The sequence below is a fragment of the Ottowia cancrivicina genome, from assembly GCF_029813755.1.
Lineage (GTDB): Bacteria > Pseudomonadota > Gammaproteobacteria > Burkholderiales > Burkholderiaceae_C > Ottowia > Ottowia massiliensis.
The window spans coordinates 1-18,324 of sequence record NZ_JARVII010000015.1; the positions used below are offsets into that span (position 1 = coordinate 1).

14 protein-coding genes are annotated in these 18,324 nt (G+C 63.9%); 6 read left to right on the forward strand and 8 right to left on the reverse strand.

Annotated features, from left to right (window positions below; all coding sequences use genetic code 11):
• Both QB898_RS08135 and QB898_RS08140 read right to left on the reverse strand, forming a co-directional pair.
• Positions 1-206, reverse strand: a 206-nt coding sequence (locus QB898_RS08135; RefSeq protein WP_279524537.1) for a hypothetical protein, incomplete at its 3' end; no start/stop codon positions are given.
• Between the two features lie 55 nt (positions 207-261).
• The gene (locus QB898_RS08140) at positions 262-1,020 is read right to left on the reverse strand and encodes a hypothetical protein (protein WP_279524538.1); all 759 of its coding nucleotides are present in this window, start codon (positions 1,018-1,020) and stop codon (positions 262-264) included.
• Positions 1,021-1,311: 291 nt separating this feature from the next.
• Here QB898_RS08140 and glyQ point away from each other — a divergent pair, with 291 nt between their 5' ends.
• Entirely contained in the window at positions 1,312-2,220 is a 909-nt protein-coding gene (gene glyQ / locus QB898_RS08145) for a glycine--tRNA ligase subunit alpha (RefSeq protein WP_050716393.1), read from the forward strand.
• Between the two features lie 520 nt (positions 2,221-2,740).
• Here glyQ and QB898_RS08150 read toward each other — a convergent pair.
• On the reverse strand, positions 2,741-3,340 hold the full coding sequence (locus tag QB898_RS08150) for a hypothetical protein (protein WP_102283784.1): 600 nt from the start codon (positions 3,338-3,340) through the stop codon (positions 2,741-2,743).
• Positions 3,341-3,712: 372 nt separating this feature from the next.
• Between QB898_RS08150 and QB898_RS08155 the strand changes: the two genes are divergently transcribed.
• A complete protein-coding gene (locus QB898_RS08155; protein WP_279524539.1) occupies positions 3,713-5,986 on the forward strand; it encodes a heavy metal translocating P-type ATPase in 2,274 nt (757 codons plus the stop codon).
• A gap of 751 nt (positions 5,987-6,737) precedes the next feature.
• Here QB898_RS08155 and gyrB read toward each other — a convergent pair.
• The 3 genes from gyrB to dnaA all read right to left on the reverse strand — a co-directional run bounded on the left by gyrB (position 6,738) and on the right by dnaA (position 12,293).
• The gene (gene gyrB, locus QB898_RS08160) at positions 6,738-9,302 is read right to left on the reverse strand and encodes a DNA topoisomerase (ATP-hydrolyzing) subunit B (protein WP_279524540.1); all 2,565 of its coding nucleotides are present in this window, start codon (positions 9,300-9,302) and stop codon (positions 6,738-6,740) included.
• 269 nt (positions 9,303-9,571) lie between these two features.
• Positions 9,572-10,702 carry a DNA polymerase III subunit beta gene (gene dnaN / locus QB898_RS08165; protein WP_050714899.1) on the reverse strand — a complete coding sequence of 377 codons (1,131 nt, stop codon included), beginning with the start codon at positions 10,700-10,702 and terminating at the stop codon, positions 9,572-9,574.
• Between the two features lie 148 nt (positions 10,703-10,850).
• Positions 10,851-12,293 (reverse strand): chromosomal replication initiator protein DnaA, encoded by a 1,443-nt coding sequence (gene dnaA, locus QB898_RS08170; protein ID WP_279524541.1) that lies wholly within the window; start codon positions 12,291-12,293, stop codon positions 10,851-10,853.
• A 370-nt stretch (positions 12,294-12,663) separates the two neighbouring features.
• On the opposite strand from dnaA, the gene rpmH reads away from it, so the two are divergent.
• From rpmH to yidC, 4 genes are read left to right on the forward strand one after another with little or no spacing between them, the layout of a single operon-like run.
• Positions 12,664-12,798 carry a 50S ribosomal protein L34 gene (gene rpmH, locus QB898_RS08175; protein ID WP_006299042.1) on the forward strand — a complete coding sequence of 45 codons (135 nt, stop codon included), beginning with the start codon at positions 12,664-12,666 and terminating at the stop codon, positions 12,796-12,798.
• A 26-nt stretch (positions 12,799-12,824) separates the two neighbouring features.
• The gene (locus QB898_RS08180) at positions 12,825-13,340 is read left to right on the forward strand and encodes a ribonuclease P protein component (RefSeq protein WP_279524542.1); all 516 of its coding nucleotides are present in this window, start codon (positions 12,825-12,827) and stop codon (positions 13,338-13,340) included.
• Positions 13,341-13,379: 39 nt separating this feature from the next.
• The gene (gene yidD / locus QB898_RS08185) at positions 13,380-13,682 is read left to right on the forward strand and encodes a membrane protein insertion efficiency factor YidD (RefSeq protein ID WP_279524543.1); all 303 of its coding nucleotides are present in this window, start codon (positions 13,380-13,382) and stop codon (positions 13,680-13,682) included.
• Positions 13,679-15,370 (forward strand): membrane protein insertase YidC, encoded by a 1,692-nt coding sequence (gene yidC / locus QB898_RS08190; protein ID WP_102283789.1) that lies wholly within the window; start codon positions 13,679-13,681, stop codon positions 15,368-15,370. The genes yidD and yidC overlap by 4 nt, the downstream gene beginning before the upstream one ends.
• 671 nt (positions 15,371-16,041) lie before the next feature.
• On the opposite strand, the gene lpxC is transcribed toward yidC, so the two are convergent.
• Entirely contained in the window at positions 16,042-16,965 is a 924-nt protein-coding gene (gene lpxC / locus QB898_RS08195; protein ID WP_279524544.1) for a UDP-3-O-acyl-N-acetylglucosamine deacetylase, read from the reverse strand.
• Positions 16,966-17,087: 122 nt separating this feature from the next.
• Positions 17,088-18,314, reverse strand: coding sequence for a cell division protein FtsZ (gene ftsZ / locus QB898_RS08200; protein ID WP_279524545.1), 1,227 nt, complete (start codon positions 18,312-18,314; stop codon positions 17,088-17,090).
• Positions 18,315-18,324: the final 10 nt, after the last annotated feature.

Here is an 18,324-nt window from a genome sequence, read left to right on the forward strand (position 1 = left end):
TGGCCCAGCAAAGTGCCGTCCTCGTCGCGGTACGAAGCGGTTTCGCCGCCCTGCTTTTTCTGCCACTCGTGATAGCGGCGAATGCGCGCGGCCGCTGCATCGGTGAAATCAGCATCCGCACGCTTCTTCTGCGTCGAAACCCGCCGCTGGCGGGCAAACTTTTGCCGCGTGAAGTTGCTTTGCGCCTGGCTGGTGAAGGCAGGCAAAAAAATGCCGCCGTGCGGAGCAGCGGCGGCATGGTTTCGGAAAGTGCTCTGGCGGTCAGACGGCGCCGTTTTTGTCTTGGCGGCGCGCCTGCCGCTGCCGCGCGGCCAAGCCTGCCACACCAAGGCCCGCCAGCAATAGCGCCCAAGGCGCGTCAGCGGGCACGGCCTGCACGGCGCTGGCAGACGCGGCGTTGCAATTGGCGGTGACGGTCACGGTAGCGTAAATGCCCATCGGGGTTGTTGGGTCCAGCGTAGCTTCAGCGTTCTTGACCTCGAAAATGAGCCGGTTGGCCCCGTGGGTCCAGGCCAGCGCCGGGGTGAATGCGGCGCTCAGCGCGCCGAATCCAGACTGCGCAGTGGCAACGAAAACGCCGCCGGGATTGGCTGTGTTGGACACGCCCGTTCGCAGCAGGTCGTTATCCACGGATACCTGAATGGAAGTCTGGATGCTGCTCAGGTCAATGCGGTTGTTCACCTGAATGCCTGGCGAGCGGAAAGGAATGGGGTTGGTGGTGTCGAACGTTGGGTTGGTGGCCGGGTCGGCGGGCGATAGCCACGCCGTCCCTGCGGGAGGCGTACTGCCGGATGGGTACCAGGCGCTGTTCTTGTATGTAGTAGTGGCCGCACCCCATGAGCCGCTGTGCTGCCGCTCCCAGCCGGCTCCAGTGGCAAACGTTAGGGGCGTGGCCGGGCCTGCTGCGGCCGTGGGGCAGGTGAGTGAAAGCGCGGACTGGCCGTGGGCCGCGCTGGCCAGGGCTGCCAGGGCAACAGCGCCAGCGAGATGGCGCAAGACAGTCACAGTACGATGAACCATGTTTTCTCCTTAAGTTGAATTCGCACAAAGCTTGCATGACACAAGAACAGAATTACGCGTTTTTACGGCCAACAAGTGAAATTGGCAATGTTTGTTCCAAATAGATGCATCAAATACAGGGAACACCGATTGTTGCCTATGTAATACGCAAGCGTCGGACTGCCACGTGAGCGGGCGCGGCGCAGGGTGAAGCGCTTGTTCCGCACGCGCTCCGCGCGGGCCTGCCGCCTAGAATCCTGCGCTTTGCCTGCTTCATCCGTTCAATGGCGCTTGCACGCGCCTGATGCCACCATGCTCAGCTTCCAGCAAATCATCCTTACCCTCCAGAAATACTGGGCCGATCAGGGCTGCGCCCTTTTGCAGCCGTATGACATGGAAGTGGGCGCGGGCACCAGCCACACGGCCACCTTTTTGCGCGCCATCGGCCCAGAGCCGTGGAAAGCCGCCTACGTGCAGCCCAGCCGCCGCCCCAAAGATGGCCGCTACGGCGATAACCCCAACCGCCTTCAGCATTACTACCAGTACCAGGTGGTGCTCAAGCCCGCGCCGGACAACATCCTGGACTTGTACCTGGGCAGCCTGCGCGCGCTGGGTTTTGACCTGAAGAAAAACGACGTGCGCTTTGTGGAAGACGACTGGGAAAACCCCACGCTCGGCGCTTGGGGCCTGGGCTGGGAGGTGTGGCTCAATGGCATGGAGGTCACGCAGTTCACCTACTTCCAGCAAGTCGGCGGCATTGACTGCCGCCCCGCCACGGGCGAAATCACCTACGGGCTGGAGCGCCTGGCCATGTACCTGCAAGGCGTGGACAACGTCTACAAGCTGCTGTGGACCGAGGGGCTGACCTACGGCGATGTCTATCACCAAAACGAAGTGGAGCAATCGGCCTACAACTTCGAGCACAGCGATGCCGATTTTTTGTTCGCCGCCTTTGCCGCGCACGAGAAAAAAGCGCTGGAACTCATTGAAGAAAAACTGGCCTTGCCCGCCTACGAACAAGTGCTCAAGGCCGCCCACACCTTCAACTTGCTGGACGCGCGCGGGGCCATCTCCGTGACCGAGCGCGCTGCCTATATTGGCCGCATCCGCACCCTGGCGCGCGCCGTGGCCCAAAGCTACTACGACAGCCGCGAGCGCCTGGGCTTTCCGCTGGCGCCGCGCGAGTGGGTGGCGCAAATCACGCCGAAAAAGGCGGATTGAGGTTTTGCCGCAGGCCGCTCGCGCCCGGCGGCCTGCCTGGGCCAGCCGTTTTCCTGCTTTCCCGATCAGCCTTTGCCCTGAGCTTGCCAGAGCGCATCAAAAACAGGAGCAAATTTGAGGGGCATAAATACCGGTTTGCGCCCTTTTCACTAGGACTTATTGCTATGGATAAAGGAGCTATATCGAAGCATGCTCCGCATCCATTCCCTGCCAGCGCGTTTCGTGCGCCGTGCGCACGCATGGGAGCTGTTTCAAGAAACCGGCCGCCAGTTGGGCGCTGAAGCGGCGGCCAGAAAAATGGCTGACGGGCAAACCCGTCAGCCATGAGGGAGAGGCTTGAACCCAGTCGCAAGCCGTTTGCGCGATGGGCGTAGCGGCTTTTATGTCAGAACCTGTTTAAAGCCTGGCCGTGATGGGGGTGGACCGGAATGGGCCGCCAACCGCAGACGGGCCTTGCAGCCCAGCGGGAATTTGGCCCCGAGTCTGCGCTTTTGCACCCACGGACAGGCTCCGAATGGTCTCAATTGGCCGGTTCGGGCTGACGCACCTTGAATTGGCGGCATTCGGCTGCGTCCCAGCGTTTGTTGCAGTGCTTCCAGCCGCAGGCGTTGCGCTTGAACGGATTGTTGCCAGCCTGGCGCAGACACTGGCCCAAGGGCGTGCGGGCGCTGTTGCCTTGGTGCGAGAGGAGATCGCCGCCTTCCGGGCACTGGCCCTTGCCCCAGCGGCCCTGGCAGTGCTGGCGCATGCAGCGGCTGCGCGCTACGGGATTGATGCCAACGTGATCCAGGCAGCTTTTGAGGCTGAGATTTGGATTGGCGTGCGGGTTGGCGCCAGAGCTGAAGGGGCGTGGGCGGTTTTGCGTTTCCTCCGCTTCTTCGGCATCGGGCGCGGCACGGCGCGCCGGACTGCGGGCCTGCCGGGCGCGGCTGGGGCCAACGCGCTCGGGTTCGGGGTATTCGCCGCGCGCCTTGGCTTCACGATATTGGCGCAGGGATTCAGCGGCCTGGGGCGAGTTGCCGCTGGCGTGGACGGGCCAGGCCGCCAGCCAGGCGGTCAGCGCCAGCAGGCAGGCCATGAACGCGCGGACGGCGTTGATGCGATGAAAGTGCAACGGCATTTCAAGCTCCTTTCAGAAGAAAAATGTTGCTGAATGCGCTCACCTTAACAGTGCCGGGCCGCAGTCTTGTTGCGGACTGTTTCGTCCGGCTTTGTCTGCAGCAGGGCGGCTTCGCCGCTTCACTTGTTCACGGCCTGCCTTGCGGGCGCGGGAAAAAGAGCTGGAGTGGAGCAGGGCGCGGGTGCAGACCGGGCGAGACGCGCCAAGAAGTTTCCGGTTTGCGGATGCCAGCGGCCACTCATCAACAGGTTCGCGCTGGCGTGGCGCTTGCGAGATAGCCGCCCGCACGTTCAGCCGCTCGTTTTCCATTCAGCCGATAGGGCGATGGGGGCGGTTTGGCAGCGCGCTCGTGACAAGGCGCACACTGCGGGCATGAACGACGAAAACACTTCCCTTCACAGTCTGGACTTGGGCGTGGGCGGCATGACCTGCGCCAGTTGCGTGGCGCGCGTGGAGCGGGCGCTGAAAAAAGTGCCGGGCGTGCAGCAGGCGGCGGTGAATCTGGCGACCGAAAGCGCGCGCGTGACGTATGCCGCCAGCGCAGACGCGGCCAGCATGCCGGCGCTGCTGCGCCGCGCCGTGCGCGACGCGGGCTACGAGCCGCGCGCCGCCGATGCCGCGCTGGCCGCGCCCGAAGGCGGCCCGTGGGCGGGCTTTGCGCCCGTGGGGCTGGGGCTGCTTTTGTGCGCGCCGCTGGTGCTGCCCATGCTGCTGATGCCGCTGGGCGTGGCGTGGATGCCGCCCGCGTGGGTGCAGTTCGCGCTGGCCACGCCGGTGCAGTTCGCGCTGGGGGCGCGCTTTTACCAATCGGCCTGGCACGCACTGAAAAACGGCAGCGGCAACATGGAGCTGCTGGTGTCGGTGGGCACCACGGCGGCCTGGCTGCTTTCGGTGTGGATGTGGCTGTTTTCAGCGCCGGGCAGCGGGCACGCGCACGGCGCGGACGCCAGCGCTTCCGCGCATCTGTACTTTGAAAGCGCCGCCGTGGTGGTGACGCTGGTGCGGCTGGGCAAGTGGCTGGAAGAGCGCGCCAAGCGGCAAACCACATCGGCCATACGCGCGCTGCACGCGCTGCGGCCCGAGGTGGCGCATTTGATGGACTGGGACGGCAGCGAAAAGGACATTCCCGTCGATGAGCTGCGCGCGGGCGACATGCTGGCCGTGCGCCCCGGCGAGCGCATTCCGGCCGATGGCGTGGTGGCCGAAGGCAGCACGCAAGTGGATGAATCCATGCTCACCGGCGAGCCGCTGCCCGTGCCCAAGGCGGCGGGCGACAAGCTCACGGGCGGCGCCATCAACGGCGAAGGCCGCGTGCGCCTGCAAGTGACGGCGGCGGGCAGCGAAAGCGTGCTGGCGCACATCATCCGTCTGGTGCAAGACGCGCAAGCCGTCAAGGCCCCCGTGCAGCGGCTGGTCGATCAGGTGGCCGCCGTGTTCGTGCCCGTGGTGCTGGGGCTGGCGCTGCTGACTTTTGCGGGCTGGTGGCTGGCCGGGCTGGGCGTGGAAGGAGCGGTGATTCGCGCCGTGGCCGTGCTCGTCATCGCCTGCCCGTGCGCGCTGGGGCTGGCCACGCCCACGGCCATCATGGCGGGCACGGGCGTGGCCGCGCGCCACGGCATTTTGGTGAAAGACGCCGTGGCGCTGGAGACCGCGCACAAAGTGCGCACAGTGGCTTTCGACAAAACCGGCACGCTCACCGTCGGCCAGCCGCGCCTGCTGCGCCTGCTGCCCGCGCCCGGCGTGCAGGAAGCGGGCGCGCTGCAACAAGCCGCCAGCCTGCAATCGGGCAGCGAACACCCGCTGGCGCGCGCCGTGCTGGCCGCCGCGCAGCAGCAAGGCATCAAGACCGAAGCGCCGCAAGACGCGCGCGCCGTGCCCGGGCGCGGCACGCAAGGCGTGGTGCAGGGGCAGGCCGTGCTCATCGGCAGCCTGCGCTGGATGCAGGAGCTGGGCGTGGACTTGTCGCCCTTTGCCGCCGCCTTGCAAGAGCAGCAGGCGCAAGGAGCCACGGTGTCCGTCATGGCCGTGCGGCCAGGCGATGCGGGCGGCGATGAAGGCAGCAATGTGCCGCCGCAAGCCGTGGCGCTGCTGGCCTTTGGCGACGAAGCCAAGCCCGGCGCGCGCCAGGCCATTGAAACGCTGCACCGGCAGGGCATACGCGCCGTGATGATTTCCGGCGACAACCGCAGCGCCGCCGAGGGCATGGCGCGCCGCCTGGGCCTGAAGCCCGAGGCGGGCGAAGTGCTGGCCGACGTGCTGCCCGGCGGCAAGGCCGAGGCCATCGCCCGGCTCAAGGCCGCAGGCGGCGCGGTGGCGATGGTGGGCGACGGCGTGAACGACGCCCCCGCGCTGGCCGCCGCCGATGTGGGGCTGGCCATGGGCAGCGGCGCCGACGTGGCCATGCACGCCGCCGGCGTCACCCTGATGCGCGGCGACATCGCGCTTGTGCCCGCCGCGCTGGACATCTCGCGCCGCACGGTCGCCAAGATTCGCCAGAACCTGTTCTGGGCCTTCATCTACAACACGGCAGGCATCCCGCTGGCCGCCTTCGGCCTGCTCAGCCCCGTGCTGGCAGGCGCGGCCATGGCGCTGTCGTCGGTGAGCGTGATGAGCAACGCGCTGCTGCTGCGGCGCTGGAAGCCGTGAGGCAAAAGGGCCGCGCCAACAGCGCCGATGCAGCGCGCAGAACCTGTTCAAAGCCCGGTCATGAACCGGTCTTTGCAGTCCCCCGGTAACCGCTTATTTCGCTACCTGTTTAATAGCATCAAATCCCGTCAAACCATGCGGGAGAGGCATTTTCTTGGTCTTGGATTTGCTCTTCGGAATGAAGCAAGAAGTGCAAGGCCGTGGACACGCCTTGCAGCTCATTCCGATCCGTCCTTTCGTCCCTCGCGAATCGCGCGGACTGCACAGGCCGGCAGGTCGGGTGAGGAAGACAAACCGCCTTGGCCCTGCCGAAAGATCGCTCTGGCAATCGTGAAGTCATGACCATGCGGGCCGAATCCCGTTGGTCAGGCATGAAGTGAGAGGATGGCGCCGCCTGGGCTGCTTGAGTCTGGAAAAGAAGCCCTCCATCAGATAACGGCACTCCATTCACCAAACTGGCGCGGGTCCACTGCGGACAGGGCCGCCAGTGCGCTCAGGCATGAAGCACGGCTTCAGTAAAGGAAAGGGGGGTGCTTTTCCGCTCCTCTTCACTCAGCAGGGCCACCGGGTATGCCAAGGCAGTGCGGGGTCAATAGATCCTAAAAAGAGAGCGAATTTAATGGGGTGAAAACATCGCTCTGCGCACTTTCCACTAGGACCTGATGCTATGAATAGAGGAGCGAAATAACGGCTTTCGCTTTCCGTCTGCGTCTGTCTGCTGTTTCCGCTCCGCTGGCCAGGCCCAAGGTCTTCAGGCATCGATGTTCATGGCGCGCAGGGCGTTGGTTTCGATGAATTCGCGGCGCGGTTCGACTTCGTCGCCCATGAGGGTGGTGAAGACGCGGTCGGCTTCGATGGCGTCGTCAATTTGCACGCGCAGCAGGCGGCGGACGGCGGGGTCCATGGTGGTTTCCCAGAGTTGCTCGGGGTTCATTTCGCCCAGGCCTTTGTAGCGCTGGCGGGCGGTGGTGCGTTCGGCTTCGCTGATGAGCCAGTTCATGGCCTGGTGAAAGCTGGAGATGGCGGCCTCGCGCATTTTTTCGCCTTCGCCGCGCGTGACTTTGGCGCCGGCGCCCAGCAGCTGGCCGAAGGTGAGGGCGGCGTCGTGCAGGGCGGCGTAGTCGGCGCCGCGCATGAAGTCTTGCGTGATGACGCTGCTTTTGGTGTTGCCGTGCTTGCGGCGGCTGATGCGCAGCAGGGGCGCGCCGGTGCGAGGGTCAGTTTCGTGGGCGACACGCACGGCGTTGCCGTTGATTTGGTCGGCTTGCAGGCGGCGGGCCAGGGCTTCGGCGCTGGCGCTCAGGTTGTCTACATCGAGCGTGACGCCGCCGGCGATGGCGCGCAGGGCGTCGGCGTCCATGAAGTGGCTCAGGCGCTCGATGATGTGTTCGGTGACCTGGAATTTGTGGGCCAGATCGGCCAGCGGCTCGCCGGAAAGGGCGCGCGGCTGTTCGCCGCCGGTGTGCAAGGTGGCGTCGCGCAGGGCGATGCGGGTGAGAAAGGATTCCAGCGCGTTGGTGTCTTTCAGGTACAGCTCTTCTTTGCCGGCCTTGACTTTGTAGAGCGGCGGCTGGGCGATGTAGATGTGGCCGCGCTCGACGATTTCGGGCATTTGCCGGTAGAAGAAGGTGAGCAGCAGGGTGCGGATGTGGGCGCCGTCCACGTCGGCGTCGGTCATGATGATGACGCGGTGGTAGCGCAGCTTGTCGATGTTGAAGTCGTCCTGGCTGCCTTTGCCCGATTCGGGGTCAGTTTTGCCGATGCCGGTGCCCAGCGCCGTGATGAGGGTGACGATTTCCTGGCTGGACAGGAGTTTTTCGTAGCGGGCGCGTTCGACGTTGAGAATCTTGCCGCGCAGGGGCAGGATGGCCTGGAACTTGCGGTCGCGCCCCTGCTTGGCGCTGCCGCCGGCGGAGTCGCCCTCGACGATGTAGATCTCGCACAGGGCGGGGTCTTTTTCCTGGCAGTCGGCGAGCTTGCCGGGCAGGCCCATGCCGTCGAGCACGCCTTTGCGGCGGGTCATTTCACGGGCCTTGCGGGCGGCTTCGCGGGCGCGGGCGGCGTCGATGATCTTGCCGCACAAGATTTTGGCGTCGGCCGGGTTTTCTTCGAGGAAGTCGGTGAGCGCGCGGGCGACGATGTCTTCCACCGGCGCGCGCACTTCGCTGGAGACGAGTTTGTCCTTGGTTTGGCTGGAGAACTTGGGTTCGGGCACTTTCACCGAGAGCACGGCGCACAGGCCCTCGCGCATGTCGTCGCCGGAGACTTCCACTTTGGCTTTCTTGGCCAGTTCGTTGTCGGCGATGTATTTGCCGATGACGCGGGTCATGGCCGCGCGCAGGCCCGTGAGGTGCGTGCCGCCGTCGCGCTGGGGGATGTTGTTGGTAAAGCACAGCACTTGTTCGCTGTAGCCGTCGTTCCACTGCATGGCGACTTCCACGCCGATTTCGGTGCCGGCGATGCCGCCGTAGCTTTCGGCGGGGCGGCTGCCGCTGGCGTAAAACGTTGTGGGGTGCAGCACGCGCCGCGCGCCGTTGATGAAGGCGACAAAGCCTTTGACGCCGCCGCTGCCGGCGAAGTCGTCTTCTTTGCCGGTGCGCTCGTCGATCAGGCGGATGCGCACGCCGTTGTTCAGAAAGCTCAGCTCGCGCAGGCGCTTGGCGAGGATGTCGTACTGGAAGGTGTGGTTCTCGCGGAAGATGTCGGTGTCGGGCAGGAAGCGCACTTCGGTGCCGCGCTGGTCGGTGTCGCCAGTGATGCGCATGGGCGAGACTTCAACGCCGTCCACCTTTTCCAGCAGGGGGTTTTGCACGATGCCGCGCGAGAACTGGAGTTCGTGCACCTTGCCTTCGCGGCGCACCACCAGCCGCAGCCACTGGCTCAGGGCATTGACGCAGGACACGCCCACGCCGTGCAGGCCGCCGGAGACTTTGTAGCTGTTTTGGTTGAATTTGCCGCCCGCGTGCAGTTCGGTGAGGGCGATTTGCGCGGCACTGCGGCGCGGCTCGTGCTTGTCGTCCATCTTCACGCCGGTGGGAATGCCCCGGCCGTTGTCTGCCACGCTCACGGAGTTGTCGCCGTGGATGGTGATGAGGATGTCGTCGCAAAAACCGGCCAGCGCCTCGTCGATGGAGTTGTCCACCACTTCAAACACGAGGTGGTGCAGACCCGTGCCGTCGCTGGTGTCGCCGATGTACATGCCGGGGCGTTTGCGCACGGCTTCCAGCCCTTCAAGAATCTGGATGGCGCCTTCGCCGTAGCCGCCGCCGTCTGCGGGCGGCAGGGCATCGGGCGCGGGGGTGTTTTCTTCGGTCATGGGAATGATCCTTTCAGAGGGGCCTGGGCTGCGGCCCGTGGCGCAAGAGCGAGCGGGCTGCTTTTGAAAAGCCGAAACCCGCCGTGCGGGGCGGGTTGGGCGAGGCGGTTTACATCAAGAAAAAGAGCAAATTCAAGGTGCCTGGAAAGGCCTTTTGCGCACGTTTCACTAAGACTTGTTGCTATTGAATCAGGAGCTATTTCAGGGGCTGACTGAGGCATGGGGGAGAAGCGGGCGCGAGGGCCGCCGCCAGCTTTGTGCGCCCTGGCTCAGATGCGCATGGGCATGACGACGTATTTGAAGTTGTCATCGCCCGGCAGGGTGATGAGCGCGGAGCTGTTGGCGTCTTGCAGGCCGATGGTGATCATCTCCTGCTGCTTGAGGGTGGAGAGCACGTCCATCAGGTAGGTGACGTTGAAGCCGATTTCGATGGCGTCGCCGCCGTAGTCAATGTCCAGCTCATCCACCGCCTCTTCCTGCTCGGCGTTGCTGGAGGCGATGCGCAGCGTGCCCGGCTCCAGGTTCAGGCGCACGCCCTTGAATTTGTCGCTGGTCATGATGGCGGTGCGTTGCAGGCACGCCAGCAGCACGGCGCGGCCCAGCGTGACGCTGTTCTTCGGGCTTTGCGGGATGACGCGGTTGTAGTCAGGAAACTTGCCCTCCACCAGCTTGGTGACGAACTCCATGCCTCCAAAGCTGAATTTGGCCTGGTTGGCGGCGAACTGCATTTCAATCATGGGCGCTTGCTCGCCTTCGGGCGCGGCGGCGTCAGACAGCAGGCGCTCCAGCTCGATGACGGTTTTGCGCGGCAGGATGACTTGCTGCCGGGGCACTTCCACATCCAGCGTGGCGCTGGTGAAGGCCAGGCGGTGGCCGTCAGTGGCCACCAGGCTCAGGCGCTTGCCGTCGGTCTCGAACAAGATGCCGTTGAGGTAGTAGCGGATGTCGTGCACGGCCATGGAAAACGACACCTGCCCCAGCAAATCCTTCAGTGTTTTCTGCGGCACGCTGAAGGCAGGGCCAAAGCCGGGCGCTTCCTGCACGAGCGGGAAGTCTTCGGCGGGCAGGGTTTGCAGGGTGAAACGGCTTTTGCCGCCCTTGAGCAGGAGCTTTTCCTGCTGCGACTCCAGGCTCACCGTCTGGTCGGCGGGCATGGTGCGCAAAATGTCGATGAGCTTGCGCACGCCCACGGTGGTGGCAAAGCTGCCTTCGTCGCCGCCCAGCTCGGCATGGGTGCGAATCTGGATTTCCAGATCGCTGGTGGTGAGCTGGATGCTGCCGCCTTCCTTTTTCAGCAGCACGTTGGCCAGCACGGGCAGCGTGTGGCGGCGCTCCACGATGCCCGCCACCGATTGCAGGGCGGACAGGAGCTGGTCTTGCGAGGTTTTCAGGACGATCATGTGGTTTTCCCGGGAAATCTGGCGGCGTATTGTGACTTTGGAAATGCTATTGATAAGAGCGCGACGAAACGGGCCTGAATCCGTCTTTTGTCTTACAGGAATATGAGGGTTCAGCTATTGATTCGTGAGCGAATTCAGCCTGGACGCTTCATCCCTTGATGGTTTGCTCCAGCACATGCAGCTGCTGGTTCAGTTCGGTGTCTTGCTTGCGGTCAGCGCCGATCTTGCGCACGGCGTGCAGCACGGTGGTGTGATCGCGCCCGCCGAAGGACTCGCCAATTTCAGGCAGGCTTTTTTGCGTCAGCTCCTTGGCCAGGTACATGGCGATCTGGCGCGGCCTGGCAATGGCGGCGGGACGGCGCTTGCTGTACATGTCAGCCACTTTGATTTTGTAGAAGTCGGCCACGGCCTTCTGGATGTTTTCCACGCTGATCTGGCGGTTCTTGATGGACAGCAGATCGCGCAGCGCCTCTTTGGCCATCTGGATGGAGAGCTTTTCGCCATTGAAGCGCGAGTAGGCCAGCACCTTGTGCAGCGCGCCTTCCAGCTCGCGCACGTTGGAATGCACGCCCTTGGCGATGAAAAAAGCCACTTCTTCGGGCAGCTCCACGTCCACGGCGGCGGCCTTGTTCATCAGGATGGCCACGCGCATCTCGAACTCCGGCGGCTCCAGCGCCACCGTCAGGCCCGAATCAAAGCGCGAGACCAGGCGCTCGTGAATGTTGGTCAGCCCCTTGGGGTAGGTGTCGCTGGTCATCACCACATGGCTTTTCTTGGCCAGCAGCGCCTCGAAGGTGTTGAAGAACTCTTCTTGTGTTTTTTCCTTGTTGCCGGTGAAAAACTGCACGTCGTCGATCAGCAGCAAGTCCAGCGAGTGGTACTTCTCGCGAATGGACTCGAAATTCTTGTTCATGGAGGCGCGCACCACGTCCGAGACGAACTGCTCGGCGTGGATGTAGAGCACGCGCGCTTGCGGATTGAGCTGCTGCAAACGGTTGCCCGTGGCGTGCATCAAGTGCGTTTTGCCCAGGCCCACGCCGCCATAAATGAACAGCGGGTTGTAGAGCTTGCCGGGCGCGCTGGCCACGTGCAGCGCGGCAGCGTGCGCCATGCGGTTGGCGGTGCCTTCCACCATCGTCTCGAAGGTCAGGGACGGATTGAGCTGGCTGCGCGGACGCTCGGCGGGCGCAGGCGTGTCTGCTTGTTGAGGCTCTTGCCGGGCGGTTTGAGTGGTTGGTGCGGCTTGTGCCGGCGCCGGGCGCGCGGCGGCCGCTTTGGGCCGGGCTGCGGGCGCGGCGGCCACGGCCAAGCGCACCTGCACGGGCGCGCCACAGACTTCTTCCAGCGCAGCGGCGATGTGGCCCGCGTATTTCTCGCGCACGAAGTCCAGCTTGAAACGGTTGGGAGCGAACACGGTGACGCTGGCGCCTTCGTCATCCATCTGCGCCGTCAGCGGCTTGATCCAGAGGTCAAACAGCTTCTGGTCGATTTGCTGCGACAGTGCTTCGACGCAAGCGGGCCAGGGCGAAGCGGCGTGCGGGAAGGAAGCAACTGGAGAAGAAGCAGAGGGCGGGCGGGCGGCGCTGGGCATGGAGAGACGGGCGGAAAGCAGCAAACGAAAAACAGAAGGGCGGCAGATGAAGCAGCAGGCCAAAGCGGCGGGCGGCGCCCGGTCGGCGCTGAGCGCAGGGCGCGGAAAGCGCGGCGGCGGGCCAAGCCTGCGGCGCTTGCGCATTCCCATGACAGCGAAAAGGAAACAGGAGTCGAAGCGCGCGGAAAACGGAGCCGGGCAAAAATTCTATCCACAGGCTGCGGCTTGACACAATCCCGCCCCTGATGGCAGGCAATTGCCCGTGCCCGCTGATGATGGCGGAATTTGTGATAATCCGCCGTTTACCTGCGCTGCGGCGCAGCTGCTTTTTTCCGACTCTCGTACTGCAAAAAGGACAAGCATCATGGCCATGAAACGCACTTACCAGCCCTCCAAGATCCGCCGCGCCCGCACGCACGGCTTTTTGGTGCGCATGAAAACGCGCGGCGGCCGCGCCGTCATCAACGCCCGCCGCGCCAAAGGCCGCAAACGCCTGGCCGTCTGAGCCGTCGCGGCGGCTTCAAAAGGCACATGAGCGCAGGGGCAGCAGGCGAACCAGACGCGGCGGGCCGCGCGCTTTCAGCCGCAGCGCCCCGCTCCTGGCTGCGGCTGAAAACGCGCGCCCAATATCAGGCCGTGCTCAAAAATCCGCCAGCATCCCGCACGGCGCATTTCGCGCTGCACCGTCTGGCGTGGAGCGGCAGCGCCGCCGTAACGCCTGCCGAAAGGCAAAAACCGGTCTTCACGCCCGCCAGCGGCGTGTGGCTGGGCGCGATGGCGCCCAAGCGCTGGGCGCGCCGCGCCGTCACACGCAACGCCATCCGGCGCCAGATTTATGCGCTGGGGCAGCAAAAGGCGGGCGGCTGGCCCGCTGGCGCCTGGCTGGTGCGTTTGCGCGCCGGCTTTGACCGCAGCCAGTTTCCCAGCGCTTCATCCACTGCCCTCAAACGCGCCGTTCGCAGCGAGCTGGAGCGGCTTTTCGCGCGCGCCTTGCCGTCTGCAAACACAAAGCCCGCAGCGGATTTACTGCCGCCCGGCCTTTCCTAACCGCCCAATCGCTTCCCGGATTGCCTTTCTTTTCTCGCCATGTGCAAGCTGCTCATTGCCCTGGTTCGCGGCTACCGCCTGTTGCTGTCGCCCTGGCTGGGATCGGCCTGCCGCTTTGAGCCGACTTGCTCTCTTTACGCCATTGAAGCGCTGGAGCGCCACGGTGCGCTGGCAGGCAGCTACCTCACGCTGCGGCGGCTGGGCCGCTGCGGCCCCTGGTGTGCAGGCGGTCATGATCCCGTGCCTGACGCGCCGCCGCGCCTCTGCCGTCTTTTCACTTCGCCGCCGGCTGCTTCACGCCGCCCGCCAGCGTCCGCTTCCCCAACCGAACCAACTCCATGAACGACATTCGCCGCACCATCCTGTGGGTCGTTTTTGCCCTCTCCAGCATCTTGCTGTGGGACAAATGGCAGGTCCACAACGGCCGCCCGGCCACGTTCTTTCCCAGCCCGGCGGCCACAGCCCAGGGGCCGCAAGGCGCGGGCGCTGCGCCTTCAGCCGTGCCTGCGGCCACGGGCGCATCCGGCGCTTCTGCGCTTTTGCCCGGCCAGGCCGCGCCAGCCGCTCTGCAACCGGCCAGCGAGCGCATCGAAGTCACCACCGACGTGATGAAGCTCGTGTTCGATACCCGGGGCGGCTCCATCATCCACAGCGAATTTCTGGCGTATGACGAGGCGGGCCGCCCCGGCAAACCCTTCGTGCTGCTGGACGACAGCCGCGAGCGCATCTACCAGGCCCAGTCCGGCCTGGCCAACCCGCAAGGCGCGCCTTTGCCCACGCACGAAACCGTCATGCAGTTCAGCGGCGAGCGCGCGCTCAAGGACGGCGAAAACACCCTTACCCTGCGCTTTGAATCGCCCGAAATCGGCGGCGTCAGACTTGTAAAAACCTACACGCTGGAGCGCGGCTCCTACGTCATCCACACTGCGCACGAAATCATCAACGGCGGCCAGCAGCCCGTTTCGCCTCAGCTCTACGTTCAGCTGGTGCGCGATGGCGGCAAGGAAGCGGGCGAGACCGGCTTTTATTCCACCTTCACCGGCCCGGCCTTCTACACGCCCGAAAAGAAATACCAGAAGGTTGAATTCAAAGACATCGCCAAAGGCGACGCCAGCTACCAGAAAACATCGCCAAACGGCGGCTACGTCGCCATGGTGCAGCACTACTTCGCCAGCGCCTGGGCCTTCGATGAACAAACCGCGCTGGAAAACTCCGCCCGCCAGGTGTCGCCCAACCTGTATGCAGCCACCATGCTCACGCAGCCCAGGCTGGTAGCGCCCGGCGCAAGCGAAACGCTCAATGCGCGCCTGTTCATCGGCCCGCAAATCGAAACCGTGCTGGAGCATGTGGCCCCCGGCCTGGAACTGGTCAAGGACTATGGCTGGTTCACCATCCTCTCCAAGCCGCTGTATGCCCTGCTCAACTGGCTGCACAGCCTGCTGGGCAACTGGGGCTGGGCCATCGTCGCCCTGGTCGTGCTGCTGAAAATCGCCTTCTACTGGCTCAACGCCAAGGCCTACGCCAGCATGGCGAAGATGAAAGCCATCAGCCCGCGCATCACGGCCCTGCGCGAGCGCTACAAGGACAAGCCGCAAGACATGCAGCGCGAGATGATGCGCATCTACCGCGAAGAAAAAGTGAACCCCCTGGGCGGCTGCCTGCCCATCCTGATCCAGATTCCGGTGTTCATTGCCCTGTACTGGGTGCTGCTGTCCAGCGTGGAAATGCGCGGCGCGCCCTGGATTCTGTGGGTCACTGACCTGTCGGTGAAAGACCCCTACTACATCCTGCCGCTGGTCATGGCGCTCACCACCCTGTTTCAAACGGCGCTCAACCCGCTGCCGCCCGATCCCATGCAGGCCAAGATGATGTGGATCATGCCGCTCGTGTTCAGCGTCATGTTCTTCTTCTTCCCTGCGGGCCTGGTGCTCTACTGGATCACCAACAACATCCTCACCATCGCCCAGCAGTGGATCATCAACACGCGCCTGGGCGTGCCACCGCAGTTCAACCTGCCCAAGTTCAAGTAAAACGAAAAAGCCCGCAATTGCGGGCTTTCTCGCGTTTGTCCGCGCACCGTTTTTGGGAATGCGTTGCGGAAGGAGGCGGCGCTTCAACGCAGATGTGTTCGCTTCCGCCTTGCGGCGGCCTTTCACGGCAAAGCGAAGTTCTGACGTTGGACAAACGCGCTGGTCACATGTCCTATCGCCCGCAAATCTTCAGAGCGTGTTCACAATCTGCCCGGAATGGCGAAAAGCGCAAGCTCAGGCGGGCTTGCGGGCGATTGACCGCTGCGCGCCCCTGAGCGGATGGCACCCACCAAATGGCATCAGAAACAGGAGCGAATTTGGGAGGCATGAAACACTGCTTTGCGCAATCCCTACTAGGACATCATGCTATTGATAAAGTAGCAAAATATTGCCTGCCCGCTTTTTCGAGATGAGGCCAAAAGCAGATTCAAAGGCACTCTTGAAGGCACAGGCAACAGGTGGCAGATGCTGGATGCACCTCTGTCATGCTTGTCTATTCATAGCTGAATGTCCTCGTGAAATTTGCGCGAAACGGCGGTTTCTGCCTCGTAAGTTCGCTCCTATCTTTGAGGCAATATGACAAGCTGGTTTTGCTGTTTGACAAAGCCTTGCTGCATGGCGAACCTTTCGGAGGCGCCTTTGGCATCTATGCACGGATTGCGGGCGGTTTTCTACCAAGCTTTGGCCAGCTGGCCAAAGCCTGCTGGGGCCTGCTGCTCGTCTGCGAAGCTCACGATTTCATAAGCGTCGGGCTGCGCCAGCAGTGCGCGCAGCAGCTGGTTGTTCAGCGCATGGCCAGAGCGGAAAGCGCTGTAGGCTGCCAGCATGGCGTGGCCTATGCAATAGAGGTCGCCAATGGCATCCAGGATCTTGTGCTTGGCAAATTCTTCGTCGTAGCGCAGGCCATCGGGGTTGAGCACTTTCACGTCGTCCATCACGATGGCGTTATCCAGTCCGCCGCCCAGCGCCAGGCCATGTGAGCGCATGGCTTCGACATCGCGGCTGAAGGCGAAGGTGCGCGCGCGCGCGATGTCACGGCTGTAGCGGCCTGATCCCAGATCAAACGTCACGCGTTGCGTGGTCGCGTCCACGGCGGGGTGGCTGAATTCGATTTCAAAGCTCAGTGTGAAGCCGTGCAGCGGCTCCAGCCGCGCCCATTTGAGCTGAGGCCCTTCGCCTTCGTGCACTTCCACGGGCCGCTTGACGCGCACGAACCGCTTGGGCGCGGGCTGGATCTCGATGCCCGCGCTTTGGAGGAGATAGACGAAAGCGGAGGCGGAGCCGTCCAGAATGGGAACTTCTTCCGCCGTGATGTCGATGTAGAGGTTGTCAATGCCCACGCCTGCACAGGCCGACATCAGGTGTTCGATGGTGCGTACGCGCACGTCGCCTTGAGTCAAGGTGGTAGCCAAGCGCGTGTCATTGACCGAATCGGCGCGCACGGCAATGGTGACGGGCGCGGCCAGGTCGATGCGCCGGAACACGATGCCCGTGTTCACGGGCGCGGGGCGCAGCGTCAGCTCAACGCGCTTGCCGCCGTGCAGGCCAACGCCTGCGGCGTGGACGATGGATTTGAGGGTGCGTTGCGCAAGCATGGTTTCAGGTGATCGGAGCGCGTCAGCAAAAAAGCCGGTGACGCAAGTGGCAAAAGGCCGGATGGCTTTTTGCACAGCCATCCAGCCTCTTGGGGGCAGGGCGCCTGGAACGTGCGCGAAATTCAGTCTGCCTGCTTGCGCAAAAAGGCAGGAATGTCGTAGTTATCCACTCCGCCGCTGACGGCCGGGCGCGCGGCGGGCGCTCCGGGGCGGGCGGCGCCTGCGCGCGCAGGCGAGGCGCGAAACGCCGAGGAAGACAGGCCCAGGTGACCGAAGTCGGAGGTCTGGAAGCCATTGCCTGCGGCGGGCGTGGACAGCATCACGTTGTCCGTGCCCGTGCGCAAGCCGCCTTGCAGCACCGACATGGGCTGGCGCATGGCGTTGGGATTGGACAGGCCCGTGGCCACCACGGTCACGCGGATTTCATCGCCGAGCGCATCGTCATAAGCCGCGCCATAGATGGTTTGCGCTTCAGGCGAGGCATAGTGGCGAATGGCCTCCATGGCCGTTTTGGATTCGTTCAGCTTGAGCGAACCGCGCGCCGCCGTGATGAGCACCAGCACGCCACGCGCGCCGGAGAGATCAATGCCTTCCAGCAAGGGGCAGGCCACGGCTTTCTCTGCGGCAATGCGGGCGCGATCGGGGCCGCTGGCCGTCGCCGTTCCCATCATGGCTTTGCCGGGTTCGCTCATGACGGTGCGCACGTCTTCAAAGTCCACGTTCACGAAGCCATAGTCGTTGATGATTTCAGCGATGCCGCCCACGGCGTTTTTCAGCACATCGTTGGCTTCGGCGAAGGCGTCTTCCTGCGTGATGTCGTCGCCCAGCACGTCAAGCAGTTTTTCATTGAGCACCACGACCAGCGAATCGACGTTGGCCTCCAGCTCCTGCAAGCCCGCCTCGGCATTGGCCATGCGGCGTCCGCCTTCCCATTCAAACGGCTTGGTGACCACGCCCACGGTCAGAATGCCCATGTCCTTGGCAATACGCGCAACCACGGGAGCCGCGCCGGTGCCCGTGCCGCCGCCCATGCCTGCCGTGATGAACAGCATGTGCGCGCCCCGGATGGCCTGGCGGATTTCGTCGGCGGCGGCTTCAGCGGCTTCGCGGCCCTTGTCAGGCTTGCTGCCAGCGCCCAAGCCGCTGGTGCCCAGCTGAATGGCCTGACCCGCGCGGGTACGGCCCAACGCTTGCGCATCCGTATTGGCACTAATGAATTCGACGCCTTGCACATTGCGGTTAATCATGTGATCTACGGCGTTGCTGCCGCCGCCGCCTACGCCGATGACTTTGATGCGTGTTCCTGTATTGAAGCCGCTGGCATCGGTGTCGATCATTTCAATGGGCATTTTTCTGTCC